Origin of the sequence: Streptomyces sp. NPDC048352 (assembly GCF_040651895.1) — a bacterium.
Lineage (GTDB): Bacteria > Actinomycetota > Actinomycetes > Streptomycetales > Streptomycetaceae > Streptomyces.
In genome coordinates this window covers 14898-30160 of the sequence record NZ_JBEZKZ010000017.1, presented here as the reverse complement: position 1 = coordinate 30160, position 15263 = coordinate 14898, and the positions used below count along the sequence as shown (strand labels likewise).

17 protein-coding genes are annotated in these 15263 nt (G+C 72.5%); 5 read left to right on the top strand and 12 right to left on the bottom strand.

The genetic code is table 11. The annotated features are described in order from the left end of the window. Window positions 1-26 precede the first annotated feature (26 nt). The 4 genes from AB0D45_RS11990 to AB0D45_RS11975 form a co-directional block, all read right to left on the bottom strand. Window positions 27-989 (bottom strand): SRPBCC family protein, encoded by a 963-nt coding sequence (locus AB0D45_RS11990; protein WP_362457488.1) that lies wholly within the window; start codon window positions 987-989, stop codon window positions 27-29. Between the two features lie 84 nt (window positions 990-1073). Continuing rightward, entirely contained in the window at window positions 1074-1346 is a 273-nt protein-coding gene (locus AB0D45_RS11985) for an actinorhodin polyketide synthase (RefSeq protein WP_361599273.1), read from the bottom strand. A 123-nt stretch (window positions 1347-1469) separates the two neighbouring features. After that, entirely contained in the window at window positions 1470-2291 is an 822-nt protein-coding gene (locus tag AB0D45_RS11980; protein WP_362457485.1) for an AfsR/SARP family transcriptional regulator, read from the bottom strand. Between the two features lie 311 nt (window positions 2292-2602). Continuing rightward, a complete protein-coding gene (locus tag AB0D45_RS11975) occupies window positions 2603-3424 on the bottom strand; it encodes an AfsR/SARP family transcriptional regulator (RefSeq protein WP_362457612.1) in 822 nt (273 codons plus the stop codon). A gap of 1242 nt (window positions 3425-4666) precedes the next feature. On the opposite strand from AB0D45_RS11975, the gene AB0D45_RS11970 reads away from it, so the two are divergent. Further along, window positions 4667-5593, top strand: a complete 927-nt coding sequence (locus AB0D45_RS11970; RefSeq protein ID WP_361603483.1) for a ScbA/BarX family gamma-butyrolactone biosynthesis protein — start codon at window positions 4667-4669, stop codon at window positions 5591-5593. A gap of 14 nt (window positions 5594-5607) precedes the next feature. Here AB0D45_RS11970 and AB0D45_RS11965 read toward each other — a convergent pair whose 3' ends face one another. Further along, window positions 5608-6456, bottom strand: coding sequence for an SDR family oxidoreductase (locus AB0D45_RS11965; RefSeq protein WP_362457482.1), 849 nt, complete (start codon window positions 6454-6456; stop codon window positions 5608-5610). 141 nt (window positions 6457-6597) lie between these two features. Between AB0D45_RS11965 and AB0D45_RS11960 the strand changes: the two genes are divergently transcribed. Next, complete coding sequence (locus AB0D45_RS11960; RefSeq protein ID WP_361603477.1) at window positions 6598-7269, top strand: ScbR family autoregulator-binding transcription factor; 672 nt, start codon at window positions 6598-6600, stop codon at window positions 7267-7269. Here the strand turns inward: AB0D45_RS11960 and AB0D45_RS11955 are convergent. Further along, the gene (locus tag AB0D45_RS11955) at window positions 7262-8773 is read right to left on the bottom strand and encodes an FAD-dependent monooxygenase (RefSeq protein ID WP_362457479.1); all 1512 of its coding nucleotides are present in this window, start codon (window positions 8771-8773) and stop codon (window positions 7262-7264) included. The genes AB0D45_RS11960 and AB0D45_RS11955 overlap by 8 nt on opposite strands. Window positions 8774-8856: 83 nt before the next feature. On the opposite strand from AB0D45_RS11955, the gene AB0D45_RS11950 reads away from it, so the two are divergent. Beyond that, a complete protein-coding gene (locus AB0D45_RS11950) occupies window positions 8857-9330 on the top strand; it encodes a GNAT family N-acetyltransferase (protein WP_362457476.1) in 474 nt (157 codons plus the stop codon). Window positions 9331-9388: 58 nt separating this feature from the next. On the opposite strand, the gene AB0D45_RS11945 is transcribed toward AB0D45_RS11950, so the two are convergent. The 4 genes from AB0D45_RS11945 to AB0D45_RS11930 all read right to left on the bottom strand — a co-directional run bounded on the left by AB0D45_RS11945 (window position 9389) and on the right by AB0D45_RS11930 (window position 12114). Then, window positions 9389-10375: an AraC family transcriptional regulator gene (locus AB0D45_RS11945; RefSeq protein ID WP_361603468.1), complete on the bottom strand. Its 987-nt coding sequence runs from the start codon at window positions 10373-10375 to the stop codon at window positions 9389-9391. A gap of 4 nt (window positions 10376-10379) precedes the next feature. Then, entirely contained in the window at window positions 10380-11219 is an 840-nt protein-coding gene (locus AB0D45_RS11940) for an NmrA family transcriptional regulator (RefSeq protein WP_362457473.1), read from the bottom strand. Between the two features lie 68 nt (window positions 11220-11287). Then, window positions 11288-11494, bottom strand: coding sequence for a DUF4287 domain-containing protein (locus AB0D45_RS11935; protein ID WP_362457470.1), 207 nt, complete (start codon window positions 11492-11494; stop codon window positions 11288-11290). Window positions 11495-11553: 59 nt separating this feature from the next. Further along, a complete protein-coding gene (locus AB0D45_RS11930; protein ID WP_362457467.1) occupies window positions 11554-12114 on the bottom strand; it encodes a dihydrofolate reductase family protein in 561 nt (186 codons plus the stop codon). Window positions 12115-12356: 242 nt separating this feature from the next. Between AB0D45_RS11930 and AB0D45_RS11925 the strand changes: the two genes are divergently transcribed. Beyond that, window positions 12357-12869: an FBP domain-containing protein gene (locus AB0D45_RS11925; RefSeq protein ID WP_361603456.1), complete on the top strand. Its 513-nt coding sequence runs from the start codon at window positions 12357-12359 to the stop codon at window positions 12867-12869. A gap of 113 nt (window positions 12870-12982) precedes the next feature. Next, the gene (locus AB0D45_RS11920; protein WP_361603453.1) at window positions 12983-13528 is read left to right on the top strand and encodes a flavoprotein; all 546 of its coding nucleotides are present in this window, start codon (window positions 12983-12985) and stop codon (window positions 13526-13528) included. A gap of 9 nt (window positions 13529-13537) precedes the next feature. On the opposite strand, the gene AB0D45_RS11915 is transcribed toward AB0D45_RS11920, so the two are convergent. After that, complete coding sequence (locus AB0D45_RS11915; protein WP_361603450.1) at window positions 13538-14044, bottom strand: DinB family protein; 507 nt, start codon at window positions 14042-14044, stop codon at window positions 13538-13540. A 10-nt stretch (window positions 14045-14054) separates the two neighbouring features. Further along, on the bottom strand, window positions 14055-15257 hold the full coding sequence (locus tag AB0D45_RS11910; protein ID WP_362457463.1) for an epoxide hydrolase family protein: 1203 nt from the start codon (window positions 15255-15257) through the stop codon (window positions 14055-14057). Window positions 15258-15263 lie beyond the last annotated feature (6 nt).

Genomic DNA, 15263 nt, shown 5'->3' with positions numbered 1-15263 from the left:
CGGACCGCCCGCAGGCCCGCGGCGTCTCAGACCGACCGCAGGGCCCTGACGGGGTCGCCCGCGTACCGCGTCGCCGGCTCCAGCGCCGCCCGGCTCTCGCGGCCGAGCACCTCGCGCACGTAGCGGCGCGCCGCCGCCGGCTCCGCACCGGGGCCCAGGACCCGCTCCGCCGCCCGCTCGTCCAGCAGCACGTCGTGCCGGCAGAAGACGGTGACCCCGGACGGGTCGGGCTCCACGGACCACTCGCCCGCGTGCGCCGCCAGCAGCGGGTGGGGCCGGGTCTGCCGGAAGACGATCCGTCCGGCCGCCGGGAAGCACACCCGTACCGCTTCGGTGGGGTGGACGGACCCGTCGTCGGCCAGGTTGAGCAGCCGGGTGCGCTGCACGCCGGGCCGGTCCTCGGCGACCTCGGCCTCCAGGACGTGCGCGACCCGGCCGGGCCAGGACTCCACCCCGTACAGGAACTCGTACACCGGCTCGGCCGGACCTTCGATCCGTACAGACTCCTCGAAGGACATCAGCAGTTCGTCCAGCCGCCGCCAGCGCTCGGCGGCGCCCCGCAGCCCCGCCAGCGCGGCCCGCGCCCCCTCTTCGGCGGACGCCACGGCACGCTCGGCCGCGGCCGCCGGGCCGCCGAGGACGAGTTCCTGCTCCAGGGTCAGCCGCGACCACCCGGGGGCCAGCTCCTCCACGGTCCAGCTGCCGCCGGAGGCGGCGACCGGCTCGTCGGGGCGCTCCTCGCGGAAGACGACGCGCCGCCCGCCGGCGTCCAGACTCCGCCGCACCAGCGAGCGCCGCAGTTCCCCGTCGGCGTCGGCCCACCGGGCGTACCGGTCGCCGGCGGCGTCGAAGTCGAGCCGTTCCACGTGGACGGTGTCCGGCAGGAACAGCGGCCACTGGGTGACGTCGGCCACCAGGGTGTACAGGGCTCCGGCGGGCGCGGCCGCGTCGACCACGTATGACATCCGGTGCACTCGCTCGACAGACATCGGACACCTCTCTCAACGCTTGGCGCAGAGCCTGTCGGCGTCCGCCGGAGTCCGCGTCGAACGGCGCTGGAGTCCCGGACGGCCTCAGACGGCGGCGCGGCTGCCGAGCACGTCGTTGACCAGTTCGAGGAAGAGCCGCGGGGTGTCGGCCAGTTCGAGGATCTCCCCGTCGAGGAGGATGTCGAACTTCCGCTCGACCGAGCCTATGGTCTGCAGGATGGAGAGGCTGTCGTAGCCGAGTTCGATCCAGTACAGGTCCTGGACGTCCTCGGTCAGCTCGACGCAGTCCTCCTCGCCGCCCCAGACCCGCAGGATGCGGGTGAGGTCGGCGAGTTCCAGCCGGGCCGTGGCTTGCATGGTTTGCCTCTCTCCTCGTCCGCCGGCGCAGCGGCTCATACCGGGTCGCCAGGAGCCTGACCGCCCGCCCTGGAGAGTCCCTCACGCCGGGAACGAGCCCCGCTGGAGCCGCCCGCCCTCCCCCTACGCCGCGTACAGGTCGAAGGTGGAGCTGCGGCGCGGTCCCGCGACCACGTCGAGCGCCGGGTCCACCCGCAGCATCGCCTGGTGCAGGCGCTGGAGCTGCTGCGAGGGCTCGACGCCGAGCTCCCCGATCAGCCGGGCCCGGAGCCTGCGGTAGACGTCGAGGGCGGTGGCCTGCCGGCCCGAGCGGTACAGCGCGACCATGGCCTGGGAGTGCAGGCCCTCGTGCTGCGGGTTGCGGGCCATCAGCTCGGTCAGCTCGGCGAGGAGTTCGGTGTGCCGGCCCAGCCGCAGGTCGACGTCGATGCGCCGCTCGGTGGTCACCAGCCGGCTCTCCGCCAGCCGCAGCACCTCGATCTCCAGGATCGGCCCGACGCGTACGTCGACCAGCGCGGGCCCCTGCCACAGGTCCAGCGCCTTGCGCAGCAGGTCGGCGGCGCGCTCGTCGTCACCGTCGTCGAAGGCGGTCTGGCCGGCCGCCACGAGGGCCTCGTACTCGTGGACGTCCACCGACTCCTGCGGGATCTGGAGCAGGTAGCCGCCGTGCCGGGTGGCGAGCACGTCCTTGGCGGTGCCGGGGGCACCGGGACCCATCGCCGTACCGAGCCGGCGGCGCAGCTGGAGGATGTACGTCTGGAGCGTGGTGAGCGCGCTCTCGGGAAGCTTCGTCCCCCAGATCTCCTCCATGAGGGTCGGTACGGGCATCACCCGGCCCGGGTAGAGCGCGAGAAGCGCCAGGATCTGACGCGGCTTGCCCGCCGTAGGAACGATCGATGCCCCGTTGACCTCGGCACTCAACGGACCCAGAACCTGAATCTTCACGGTCTCCCGTCTCCCCTCCATATTTCGTCGAGATACTCTCGGTTTTCAGTATTCGACCCGATGACGGTAAGGCAGCCCAGGGCAACATCACCGGGAATTCGAGCCGACATCGAGCGGACCTCCGAAACAGGCGGACAGACGGCGGATTCGAAAGACAGGATTCGATCGGAGACCAAACCCCGTGCTCAGCCCGCTGATGGGGCTCGTCGTCCTGGTTCCGATTCCCGTTCGTGCAAATTAACCCTCAGGTTTATCCCAGCTCTTTCTTAAATCCCCTGACACACCGCACCCGGCGATCGGCGCGCGTCCGTTCAGCCGACCCGGGCGAGCCTCTTGCGGGCCGTCTCCGGAGATTCGGCGGAAGTCTCCGGTCCGCTCATGAGGATGGAGCGCTGGAGGCTGCGCAGGGCCGCCGACGGCTCGATGCCGAGCTCGCGCACCAGCGTGGCGCGCAGCCGCTGGTAGACGCTGAGCGCCTCGCCGCGGCGCCCCGAGCGGTGCAGGGCGAGCATGAACTGGCCGTGCAGGTTCTCGTGGATGCGGTAGCGGCTGGCCAGCACGGTCAGTTCCGCGAGCAACTCCCGGTGCCGGCCGAGCCGCAGGTCGGCCTCTATGCGCTGGTCGAGCGCACACAGCCGGGTCTCCTCCAGCCGCCGCGTCTCCATGTCGAGCTGCACGCCGCCGTCGACGTCCGCGAAGGCGGGCCCCGACCACAGCGCCAGCGCCTCGCGCAGCAGCCGTGCGGCGTTGGGGAAGTCCCCCGCGTCCATGGCCCGGTACCCCATTCCGGCCAGCCGGTCGAATTCGCGCACGTCACTGGTGCCGCCGGCGCTGTTCAGCATGTACCCGCCGGGCAGCGTGACGAGGACGTCCTTGGGCGTGCGCGTCCCGTCGGTCCCCTCGAGCGCGGTGGCGATGAGCCCGCGCAGCTGGAGCACGTACGTCTGGAGCGTGGTGCGCGCACTGCGCGGCGGCTCCGTCCCCCACAGCTCCTCGATGAGCGCGGCCACGGGCACCACCTGGTCCGCGTGCAGGGCGAGGAGGGCCAGGACCTGCCGGGGCTTGGCCGCGGTCGGCGTGATGGAGACCCCGTTCTCCCGCACGGTCAATGCGCCCAGTACATCGATGTCCACGCCGTACTCCCCTGCTTCGTCCATGGATGAGCCCTCGACTTTCGCTGGAATGAGCAAAAAACAGCTGCGCCGGTTTGTCAATACCAAACCGGCTGTACCGTTTTTGCCGGGCCGGCGCCCTCGCGACCTCCTCAAGATGCACTCTGACCTGGGTCTTCAATGGTTCGACGGGAAGTCGAGGACACCCTCGACGCCTCCTGAACGGGCCGGAATCCCTGCGGATCCCACAGCGGAGTGGCTTGAAACCGCCGTTAACCGACCGGATGGTTGGCTCAATCTCGCCCCTGAGCCCACAAAGCCGACCGCTCCTCCCTGCCCCGGAGCTCTTCCTGGCCCCCTTAGTACGGAACTGATCCACCTCTACAAACCGCTTTAGCGGTTTGCTGAACGTCAACACAGCTCAGGGAGCGCCGGAGCCTCGGAGGAGAGGCGCTGGAGAACGGCTCGAAACCGAGGCGAGGCGACGCGGCCCGGGCGCCCCGCGCGGCAGGAAGTTCGGGCCACGACGCAGACGCCGCAAGGGCATGGGGGCCCCCGGCCGGGGCGCGGCCCCCGGAGCGGCCGCGCCCCGGCCGCTGGCCGGATTGTCGCCGGCCGCCCCGCGACGACCGCCGGCGGGACAGGAGCGACCCCCCTCGGCACTTTGCGTGAGCTAAGCACCGGGGATCTCCGGCGGGGCGGCGAGCGGCCGCGCGCCGCCCCGGGGCGTTCCCCACCCGCCACACCGGGCACCGCCGCCACAGCCCACATCCGCCAAGGTGGGCCGCACCCTCCCCGCGGCCCCGGCTTCCCGCCTCCACTCCGCGCCCCTCCGCCGCCCCCGCTCCCCGCCGAGCGCTCCCGTCGGTGGACGGGTTCACCCCCAAAGGTGCAAAGCGAACCGTCTACCGCGAATCGCCGCATCGGCTTCACCGTCTCTTTACCGCTCCGGCTTCGACCGGCTAAAGAATCGCTCTTGACCCGCTGGAGAGTTTCCTGTGGGGTGGCGCAGATTCGACGGGTGCCGAGGGCCGGAGACCAGGGGAAACAGCCGCGGGGAGGATGGCCGGAATCAATTCTTCCGCATATTCCCCTGCCAATGACCGGACTGCCTCTGGATAAAAAACCGGTTGGTATATATTTTTCTCGTCAGTCACGCCTGTTACTGGCCAGCGCTGTCTAGGGGGAACAATGAGCGCGAGCACGTTTCATGTCGAGCGGGCAGCGATCCACGACCCGGGTTGGCGGGCTGCGGTGTCACCCATGGAGCAGAGCGGTTACCGCTTCCCGTCCTTCACCGCCACGGTCCCGAAGGAACTGGTCCACCGCGCGTCCGTCGCCGAGGTCCTGCTGACCGACTGGCAGCGGATCGACGACACCCACTTCTCCGTCACCGCCCAGTGGCCCCGCAGCCACAGCTTCTTCACCCCGGTGGCGGGCGGCTACTACGACCCGCTGATCTGCACGGAAACGATCCGCCAGATCGGCAGCCTGCTGGGCCACGCGGAGTTCGCCGTCCCGTTCGGCCACCACTTCCTGATGTGGGACCTCAGCCTCACCGTGCACCCGGAGCACCTCCAGGTGCGCCAGACCCCGGCGTCCCTCGTCATCGAGGTCACGTGCACGACGGTCAACCGGCGGGCGGGCCGGCTGGCGGGACTCGGCTACGAGGCGGTCGTCCGCCGCGACGGACACGTCGTCGCGACCGGACGCGCCTCCTACACCTGCACCAGCCCTTCCGTCTACAAGCGGGTGCGTCCCGCCCACACGCTCGAGCCCGACCACCGCGCGCTGCCGCTGACGGCTCCCGCGGCGCCGCAGAGCGTGGGGCGCCTGTCGCCCACCGACGTGGTCCTCTCCCCGAGCGGCGAGCCCAACCGCTGGCAGCTGCGGGTGGACACCCTCCACCCGGTGCTCTTCGACCACCCGGTCGACCACGTTCCGGGCATGGTGCTCCTGGAAGCCGCCCGGCAGGCGGCCGCGGCCGCCCTGGGGCGTTCCTCCTTCCTGCCGCTGAGCATCGCCGGCGACTTCAAGCGGTACGCCGAGCTCGACATCCCCTGCGTGATCGAGGCCGAGCGGCTCGACCAGGACGTCCAGGGAGCCGAGGAAGCCGTACGCGTGACGGGCCGCCAGGACGGGCAGCTGGTGTACAGCGCCATCGTCACGGCGGCCGCGTACGGCCACTGACCGGGGCGGCGGCCTCAGGGCCGTGCGAAGGCGGACAGATGGTCCGCGGCCCACTCCCGGAAGGAGCCGGCCGGCCTCCCGGCCAGCTCCTCCACCGTGTCCTCGACCCCCGACTTGGCACCGCGGCGCTGCCGCTCGGCACTGCCGAGCAGCGCCTCGACCACGGGCTCGGGGTGGCGTGCGGCCCACATGGCACGCGCCTGCCCCGGTTCCAGCTCCTCGAAACGCAGCGGGCGGCCCAGCAGTTCGGCCAGCTGCGCGGTCTGGCCGGCCGCGGAGACCGCCTGCGGTCCGGTCAGGGTGTACGCCCTGCCCGTGTGCCCGGGCTGCGTCAGCGTACGCACCGCCACCTCCGCGATGTCCCGCGGATCGACGCAGGAGTTCACCGACTCCCCGTACAAGGCCCGTACGACACCCTCCGAGCGGATGGAGGACGCCCAGGAGAGGGTGTTGGACATGAAGGAACGGGGACGCAGTAGCGTCCACTCCATGCCGGAGCCGCGCAGCAGCTCCTCGTTGTCCCGCTGCCACCGCGTGATCAGGTCATCGGCCCGCTCGTCCGCGACGGCGGCGGCCGAGAGCTTCACCACGTGCCGCACCCCGGCCGACCGCGCGAGCCTCAGGAACCGCGCGTCGTCATCGCGCCCGACCCGGCTGGTCACCAGGAACACGCGGTCCACGCCCTCCAGCGCCCGGGCGAGCGAGGCGGGATCGTCGTAGTCCGCCCGGACGGTCCCGGCCGTCCGGGGCGCGTCCGCCACCCGGGCCGGCTCCCGGGCCATCACCCTGACCGGCAGGTCCGGTCCGAGGCGTTTCAGCAGCTCACGCCCGACCGTGCCGGTGGCGCCCGTCACAAGAATCATCGTCCGTCCTCACTCATTTTCGGTCCTCCGCGCGGCCGCATGGTTGGCGTCGGAGTCACCCGCTGTAAGATACGTACGGGACGGACGGTTTGCATCAGGGCTTCCGACGCTCCGAGAATCCTGTTGAGGGAAGGAGCCAAAGTGGCTGAGCAGGTACGAGCCATCCGCACGCGTCAGGCGATCCTGAGCGCAGCGGCAAAAATCTTCGAGGAGCGGGGCTACCAGGCGTCGACCATCTCCGAAATCCTGACGGTCGCCGGAGTGACGAAGGGAGCCCTGTACTTCCACTTCCAGTCGAAGGAGGACCTGGCTCTCGGGGTCCTCAACGCCCAGAACCAGGATCTCCCGCTCCCGGACCGCGCGTCCAAGCTCCAGGAGATCGTGGACATCGTCATGCTGCACACCTACCGCCTGCAGACGGATCCCATGGTCCGCGCGGGCGTGCGGCTGACCATGGACCAGCGCGCCGAGGGGCTCGACCGCAGCGGGCCCTTCCTCAACTGGGCGATCCCCGTCCGCGGACGGCTGGAGAAGGCCCAGGCCCAGGGGGAGCTGCTGCCCCACGTGGACCCCTTCGAGACCGCCGACGTGATCGTCGGCGCCTACGCCGGCATCCAGTCCATGTCCCAGGCGATCACCGACTACGCGGACCTCGTGGTCCGGGTCAGTGCGCTCCTGCGCCACCTGCTGCCCAGCATCGCGCAGTCCTCCGTGCTGGCCTCGCTGCAGATCACCGAGGCGCGGGCGTCGGACGTCTACCACGAAGCCCTGATGCTGGCCCAGGAGCGCGAAGCCGCGGGCGCGGTCAGCTGAACCGTCGCCCATGCCCGTCTCCTGACACCGCCGCCGGTTCGGGCACCCGGGCGCCGTCGCCGAAGTACGCCGGGAGCGCGTCGCCCAGCGCGCCGCCGCCCGGCGACCAGGCGACGTAGCCGTCGGGCCGCACCAGCAGCGCGTCGGGCGCCCCGTCCGGCGCCTCGCGCGCGTGCACCACGCGCAGCGTCCCGGCCCACGGCCGGGCCTCTTCCTCGTGGCGGGCCCCTTGTTCCCCGCCGAGCAGCAGCAGCGGGCGGCCGTCCCGCAGCAGCGTGGTGAGCTCGGTCTCCCCCGCCGGGGTGCGGAGCCGGGCGTTCGGCAGGAACCGGCCCTCCCACGGCGACGGCCGGTCCGTGTACGCGGGGAGCACCGTCCCCTGCGCGCTGATCATGTCGCCGAGCCGGCCGCTGCCCCGGTCCGCGGCCAGCAGCGGGGTGAACACCGCGCGCAGCGCGTCGACGTCGTCCCCGTGCCGCATCAGCGCGAGCTGCGCCCGGGTGTTGTCGATGACCCCCTCGGCCGCGGGGCGGCGCTCCAGGCCGTAACTGTCGAGCAGCCGCGGTCCCGCCTCGCCCCGTACCGCCAGCGCCAGCTTCCAGCCCAGATTCAGGGCGTCCAGCACCCCGGTGCTCAGGCCCTGCCCGCCGATGGGGAAGTGCAGGTGCGCCGCGTCCCCGACCAGGAAGGCGCGTCCCGCGCGGTAGGTCCGGGCCAGCCGCGTGAAGTCGCTGAACCTGCTGATCCAGCGTGCCCCCGTCATCGCGACGTCCCGTCCGGCGATCCGGGAGACCTCGCGGCACAGCTCCTGCGGGGTCGGCGGCCGTTCCCGGCCCTCGTACGCGCCCGCGCAGTCGAGCGTCCGGATGTGCGTCTCGCCCCCGGGCGTGCGCTTGGAGACGATCCAGCCGCGCGGGGTGCGCAGCCAGCCCTGCTCCAGGGCTCCGGGGTCCTCCAGTCTGGCCAGCCCCACCAGGGCGGAGACCGTGGCCGGCGAGGTGTCGGAGCCGATGCCCAGCTGCTCGCGCACGGTGCTGCGGGCCCCGTCGGCGCCGACGAGGTAGGCGACGCGGCAGGCCGCCCGGCCGCCGGGCCCCTCGACGGTGAGCCGTACTCCGTCCTCCTCCTGCGTGATCCCGGTGACGCGGTGCCCGCGCAGGATCCGTGCGCCCGCCGCCCGGGCGCGCGCCTCGAAGAGCCTTTCCAGCCGGGCCTGGGGGCACTTGAGGATGGGGTCGGGCTCCAGCGCGGGCGCGGTGATGACCAGGCCGTGGATCCCGGCGAAGTGGAAGTCGCCCGGCGCCCCGTGCCAGGCGCTGTCGGGCAGGTGCCCGCGCCGGGCGAGGCTCTGTACCGCCCGGGCGTGCAGGGTGGTCGCCTTGGGCCGCTCGGAGATCTCCGCCCGCTCTTCCAGAACCAGCGTGTCCACCCCGTACCCGGCGAGCTCCGCCGCCACCAGCATGCCGACCGGCCCTCCGCCGACCACGGCCACCTGTGCCCGCACCGTTTTCCCCTCCCCTAGACGGAGAGAAAATATACCGGCTGCCCCGTTCTTTTCAATCGTCCTGCACCGTCTAAGCTCCTCGGATGATCAGCTCATCCCTGCGCCTGGTGCCGGTGATCCCGGAGAACTTCGACGCCGTCACCGCCGTGCGCGTCCGCGCCGACCAGGAACACCTCGTCGAGCCCGTCACGACGTCCCTCGCCGAGGCCTACGTCCACGGCGCGACCGCCTGGCCGCGCGCCATAGTCGACGGCGACGAGGTCGTCGGCTTCGTCATGGCGTTCCTGGACATCGTCTGGAACCCGGCGAAGGACCCCGAGCACCGGCGCTCCGGCGTCTGGCGCCTGAACATCGCCGCCGGTCAGCAGGGCAAGGGCTACGGCCGCTTCGCCGTGGAGGCCGTCGCCGAGGAGATCCGGCGTCGTGGCGGCGAGCGGGTGTACGTCACCTGGCACGACGGCGCGGACAGCCCGGCGCCCTTCTACCTCGGCCTCGGCTTCCGCCCCACCGGCGAGCTGAGCGGCACCCAGCCCGTCGGCGTCCTCGAACTCGCCTGACCCCAGGATCACCACCACCCAACGGCGCCTCCCCCCGACGACAACCCCCCATCGCCCCCTAGCCGAGCACCACCGTGCCGGGTACGCCGCCGGGCGCCGCGCCCGCGGCCGCCCCGGCCCGGAACTGCTGCGGGCTCACCCCCCGCACCCGCTTGAAGGCCGCCGACAGCGCGAACGCGCTCCCGTACCCCACCCTCCGGGCCACCGTCGCCACCGTGGCGTCCGGCTCGCGCAGCAGGTCGGCGGCCAGGGCGATCCGCCAGCCCGTCAGATAGGCCACGGGCGGCTCCCCGACGAGCTCGGTGAAGCGCCGGGCCAGCGCGGCCCGCGACACCCCGGCCCGGCGCGCCAGTTCCGCGACGGTCCACCCGTACGCGGGCTCCCCGTGCAGCAGCCGTAGCGCGGTCCCGACGACCGGGTCGCCCTGGGCCCGGTGCCAGGCCGGCGCCCCCGAGCCGGGAGCGGCGAGCCAGGCCCGCAGCACCCGGATCAGCAGCAGGTCCAGCAGCCGGTCCAGCACGATCTCCTGCCCCGGCTCGTCCCGCGCCACCTCGGAGGCCAGCAGCGTGATCAGAGCGGCGTCGGCCGCCCCCACCGGCCGTACCAGGACCGCCGGCAGCGCCCCCAACACCCGCCGCCCGATCTCGCTCGGCGCCTGGTAGGTGCCGCTGAGCACCACCGCCGAGCCGGCGTCCTCCCCCGGCACGCCCCAGGTGCGCACCCCGAGCGACATCCGCTCGGTGACGTCCTCGCCCTCCCGCGTGCTGCACCGCTGGTCGGGGCCGATCCTGATGCCCACCGCGGTGTCCGGGGCGTCGGCGAGCGTGTACGGCGCGGGCCCCCGTACGACGGCGACGTCGCCCGGCCCGATCCGCACGGCCTCCCCGTCGTCCGGCAGCAGCCAGGCCGAACCGCGCACCAGCGTCATCACCGACAGCGGGGCCCGGTCCTCCACCCGCATGGCCCAGGGCGGGTCGAAGACGGACTTCATGAGGAAGGCCCCCCGGGCCCTGGGTCCTTCGAGCAGACCGGTCAGCGTGTCCATGCCCTCATCCTCGGACGTCCCAGACCCCGCTCGCGGCCGCTTCGCGCACGTAGTCGGCGAAGTCCCGGGGCGGACGCCCCAGCACCTCCTCCACCCCGTGCACCAGGTGCGCGTTGCGCCCGTCCGAGATGAGGGTGAACAGCTCGGCGAACTCCTCCGACAGGCCGTTCTCCCGCAGCACCGCCCGGTACTCCGCGTCCGAGACGGGCACGTACGCGATCCGGCGCCCCGTGGCCTTCGACAGCTCGGCGGCCACTTCCCCGAAGCCGATCAGCCGCGGCCCGGACAGTTCGTACGTCCGGCCGACGTGCCGGTCGTCGGTGAGCGCGGCCACCACCACGTCGGCGATGTCCCCGGCGTCCACGAAGGGTTCCACCGCCTCCCCCACCGGCAGGGCGATCTCCCCGGCGAGTACGGGCTCCAGGAAGAAGCTCTCGTCGAAGTTCTGGTTGAACCAGCTGGCGCGTACGACGGTCCAGTCGGCCCCCGAGGCCTGCAGCCGGCTCTCGGCGAGCCGGGCCGCCTCCTCCCCGCGCCCGGACAGCAGCACCAGCCGCCGCGCCCCGGCGGCCACGGCCGCCTCGGCGAAGGCGCCGATCCGGTCGGCGGCTCCGGGAAAGGCCAGGTCGGGGTGGTAGGTCACGTACGCGCGGTCCACGCCGTGCAGCGCCGGGCCCCAGGTGTCGGGCCGGTCCCAGTCGAAGGGCGGCTCACCGGCGCGCGAGCCGATCCGCACCGCCCGCCCCAGGCCCTGGAGCCGCTCGGCGACCCGCCGTCCCGTCTTGCCGTTGCCGCCGATGACCAGGGTCGTGGCGCTTCGCGTCCCGTTCGTGTTCTTCGTCATGACACCCAGTCAAGCCGGGCCGGGTGAGACACGACATGGCTCAGACGCTCGCCCGCATGCGCGAGCGTCTACTTCTGCGCGAGGGTGTGCGCGACGAGCGCGTTGGCGTGTCCGTGGCCGATCCCGTGCTCGGTCTTCAGCCAGGAGACGAGCTCCATGTGCCGGGTCAGCGGGGAGGACCGGATGAGGCCCGTCCAGTACGCCACCGGGCGGCCGTACTTCTTCTCGATCGAGGGGAAGTAGCTGGCGGGCCCCTTCACCGACTGCTCGCTCATACCGTGGTTCTCCTTGCTGTGCGGGTCCGGAAACGGGTTCGGAAACGGGGGCGCGGGGTTCAGCCCGCCGCGGGGGCGGCCACCGGCACGTACGCGTGCACCTGCGCCCCGCTGCTGCCGAGCGCGGTGGTGCCCACCGGCCGCAGGGTCTTCACCGGTGCGTCGTCGCCGAAGAGCCTCCGGCCCCCGCCCTGCACCACCGGCAGGGTCCACAGCCGCAGCTCGTCGAGCAGGTCGTGCGCCAGCAGGGCGTTGACGAGCCGTCCGCTGCCGAAGACGAGCAGGTCGCCGCCGTCCTGCTGCTTGAGGGCGGTGACCTCGGCGGCCAGGTCGCCGGTCAGGAAGGTGGCGTTCCACTCGGGGGTGCCGAGGGTGGAGGTCACGACGTACTTCGGCAGGGCGTTCATCCGCTCGGTCCCGGTGTCGGCGCCCTCGGCGCGCGCCATCCAGGCCGGCGCCATGCCCTCGTAGGTCACCCGGCCCAGCAGCAGCGCGTCGGCGGCGGCGAGTTGCTCGTCGGCGAACTTCGCGGCCTCGGAGTTCCAGAACGGCATGGACCAGCTGGGGTCCTCGAAGACGCCGTCGACCGAGACGAAGACGGAGGCGATGACCTTGCGCATGACGTTTCCCCTGACTATGTGTACGGCGTTCACATTCGGACCCTCCGCAGCCTACCCAGAAAAGTGGACGCCGTCCACATCTGCTTCCGCGGCCCGACTCCCGCTCCTCCCAGGGGTAGACCGCTGCCCTTCGGCCAACTCATCGCCGTCCTGCGGAAATCTCGGGGAGCCGCCCGCGGCCCGGCCCACACCTGCACAAATGGGATGCGGGCCGGCCGCCGTGCCCCGTAGGGTCGACTCCCGTGGAACCGCTCACCGAAAAGCACATCCGGTCGTCCTTCGTGAACTGCACCAAGGGCGAGGCGGCGCGCCTGCGCCTGCCCCTCGACTTCGCCGACCTGCCCTGGCAGGACCTGGACTTCCTGGGATGGGTGGACCCCGGGGCCCCGCTGCGGGCGCACCTGGTCGTCCCCCGCCCCGAGGGGCCCGTCGGCATCTCCCTGCGCGTGCCCGCCGCGACCCGCACCAGCGCGGTGAAGTCCAGCCTGTGCCAGATCTGCCTGACCGGGCACGCCTCCTCCGGGGTCACCCTGCTCGCCGCTCCCCTGGCGGGCGCCCGCGGCCGCGAGGGCAACACGGTCGGCACGTACATCTGCGCCGACCTCGCCTGCTCCCTCTACATCCGCGGCAAGCGGCAGCCGAAGCTGCGCGCGGGCCGCCAGGAGGAGTCCCTGACGGTGGACGACCGCCTCGCGCGGATGTGGGCCAACCTGGATTCCTTCACCGCCAGGATCACCGCGGGGGCGGCCGCCTGAGCCGGGCGCGCGGGCCCCGGCACCCCGTTCCGCCTCACGCCCGCGACCACCACGATGTGAGCGGGCGGGCCGCGGAGGAGAGTTGCAGACCAGAAATGTGATCACATGATCGTATGACGAGGACTCTTTACCTGTTCTGCTCCGCCGCCCCGCCCGTCTTCGACGTGGCCCACGTGATCGAGGACGCCCAGGCGCGCGGCTGGGACGTGTGCCTGGGCCTGACCCCGACGGCGGCTCAGTGGGTGTCGGAAAGCCTCGACGGCCTCGCCGCCCTCACCGGCAACCCGGTGCGCTGGCAGTACAAGCTCCCCGGCGAACCGGACGTGTGGCCGGCCGCCGACGCCGTCCTCTTCGCGCCGGCCACCTTCACCTCGGTCAACGCCTGGGCCCTGGGCCTCACCGACCGGTTCACCGTCGGCGTGGCCGCCGAGGCCCTCGGCAAGGGCACCCCGGTGGTCGCCATGCCGTGCACGAACGCCGCCCTCGCCGCGCACCCCCAGTTCGAGCAGTCGCTGGCGGTCCTGCGCGGCGCGGGCGCCGAACTGCTCTTCGGCGAGGGCGGTTTCCTGCCCGGCCCGGCCGGCCCGGACGCCCCGCCGCACTTCCCCTGGCAGGTCGCCCTGGACGCCGTGGACCGCGCCGGCACGGTCCCCGCGTAGGGCCCGCGGCTACTCGCCGGTGGCCCCGTCGATGGCCTCGCGCAGCAGGTCGGCGTGCCCGTTGTGCCGGGCGTACTCCTCGATCATGTGCGCCAGGACGTAGTGCAGGGAGTACGCCTGGTCGCCGAAGTGCCCTCGTACGTCGAGGGACTCGGCGGCCGCCACGATGGCCCGCGACCGCTCGCAGGTCTCCTCCCAGATCCGGAAGGACTCGGCGGGGTCCGCGTCCTCCACGTGGAACTCCGTCCGCTCCCCGGCGGCGTTCTGCGGGAAGTAGCCGCGTACGTCCTCACCGTTCAGCACGTTGCGGAACCAGCCCCGCTCCACCTCCGCCAGGTGCCTCACCAGTCCCAGCAGGCTCAGCGCGGACGGTGCGACGGCCTTGCGCCGCAGCTGCTCGTCCGTCAGGCCCGCGCACTTCATGCGCAGGGTGTCGCGCTGCCACTGCAGCACGCTGGTCAGGGTGGCCCGTTCGTCCCCGGTCAGTACGGGCGGTGTGCGCTGCTCCAGGTCCATCGTCCGATGATCACAGCACCGCGCGGCGCGCGGCCTCCCTTTCCACATGCCGGACACCCCGGAAGAAACTCCGGACGTCCTCCACGAGCAGCTCCGGCACCTCCATCGCGGGGAAGTGCCCGCCCCTGTCGTAGGAGGTCCAGCGCACGACGCGGTCGGTGCGCGCGGCGACGTGCCGCAGCGGGATGAAGTTGTCCCGGGGGAAGTCGGCGAGCGCCGTCGGGGTGTCGGACACCTCGGGCGGCTGCCCGTAGTAGTCGGCGTGCGCCCGCTCGTAGTAGATGCGGGCGGCCGAACCCGCCGTCCCGGTCAGCCAGTACAGCATCACGTTGGTCAGCATCTGGTCCCGGTCGACCGGGGTCCGCGGGTCGCTCCACTCGGCGAACTTCTCCCCGATCCAGGCGAGCAGCCCGACCGGCGAATCGTTCAGCCCGTACGCGAGGGTCTGCGGCCGGGTCGCCTGGATGTCGGCGTACCCCTGCCGCTCCCGCACCCACATCCGGTAGCGCTCCCAGGAGGCCAGCGTCCGCTCCCGCTCGGCGGGGCTCAGCGCCGCCAGCTCCTCCTCCTCGGGCTCGGCGGTGGCCCCGGCTCCGGGCAGCAGGTTCAGGTGCACCCCGATCACGTTGCCGGGCCGGATCCGCCCCAGCTCCCGGGACACCGCGGCGCCCCAGTCGCCGCCCTGGACCCCGTACGTCCCGTAGCCGAGCCGCTCCATCAGCACCCCGAAGGCCCGCGCGACCCGCTTGAACTCCCAGCCGGTGCCGGTGGTCGGCCCGGACAGCCCGAAGCCGGGGATGGCGGGCAGCACCAGGTGGAAGGCGTCGGCGGGATCCCCGCCGTGCGCCCGCGGGTCGGTCAGGGGACCCGCGACCTTCAGGAACTCCACGAACGACCCCGGCCAGCCGTGCGTCATCAGCAGCGGCGTGGCGCCCGGCTCGGGCGAGCGGATGTGCGCGAAGTGCACCCGGGCCCCGTCGATCACGGTGGTGAACTGCGGCCAGGCGTTCAGCAGCGCCTCGGCGGACCGCCAGTCGTACTCCTCGCGCCAGTACCGTACGAGTTCCCGCATCTCGCCCAGCGGCATCCCGTACGCCCACCCCACGCCGTCCAGCTCGTCGGGCCACCGCACGCGCCGCAGCCGCTCGTCGAGGTCGTCCAGCTCCTCCTGCGGCACCGCGAGCCGAAACGGCCTCATCTCAAGATCGTCCATGCCGCC

What these genes read in the sequence shown, in the direction of transcription:
- AB0D45_RS11985 (WP_361599273.1), bottom strand. Translation starts at nt 1,346, where the DNA reads ATGCAAGCCACGGCCCGGCTGGAACTCGCCGACCTCACCCGCATCCTG.
- AB0D45_RS11930 (WP_362457467.1), bottom strand. Translation starts at nt 12,114, where the DNA reads ATGCGCAAGGTCATCGCCTCCGTCTTCGTCTCGGTCGACGGCGTCTTC.
- AB0D45_RS11915 (WP_361603450.1), bottom strand. Translation starts at nt 14,044, where the DNA reads ATGGACCTGGAGCAGCGCACACCGCCCGTACTGACCGGGGACGAACGG.
- AB0D45_RS11935 (WP_362457470.1), bottom strand. Translation starts at nt 11,494, where the DNA reads ATGAGCGAGCAGTCGGTGAAGGGGCCCGCCAGCTACTTCCCCTCGATC.
- AB0D45_RS11910 (WP_362457463.1), bottom strand. Translation starts at nt 15,257, where the DNA reads ATGGACGATCTTGAGATGAGGCCGTTTCGGCTCGCGGTGCCGCAGGAG.
- AB0D45_RS11940 (WP_362457473.1), bottom strand. Translation starts at nt 11,219, where the DNA reads ATGACGAAGAACACGAACGGGACGCGAAGCGCCACGACCCTGGTCATC.
- AB0D45_RS11920 (WP_361603453.1), top strand. Translation starts at nt 12,983, where the DNA reads ATGACGAGGACTCTTTACCTGTTCTGCTCCGCCGCCCCGCCCGTCTTC.
- AB0D45_RS11965 (WP_362457482.1), bottom strand. Translation starts at nt 6,456, where the DNA reads ATGATTCTTGTGACGGGCGCCACCGGCACGGTCGGGCGTGAGCTGCTG.
- AB0D45_RS11945 (WP_361603468.1), bottom strand. Translation starts at nt 10,375, where the DNA reads ATGGACACGCTGACCGGTCTGCTCGAAGGACCCAGGGCCCGGGGGGCC.
- AB0D45_RS11950 (WP_362457476.1), top strand. Translation starts at nt 8,857, where the DNA reads ATGATCAGCTCATCCCTGCGCCTGGTGCCGGTGATCCCGGAGAACTTC.
- AB0D45_RS11990 (WP_362457488.1), bottom strand. Translation starts at nt 989, where the DNA reads ATGTCTGTCGAGCGAGTGCACCGGATGTCATACGTGGTCGACGCGGCC.
- AB0D45_RS11970 (WP_361603483.1), top strand. Translation starts at nt 4,667, where the DNA reads ATGGAGCAGAGCGGTTACCGCTTCCCGTCCTTCACCGCCACGGTCCCG.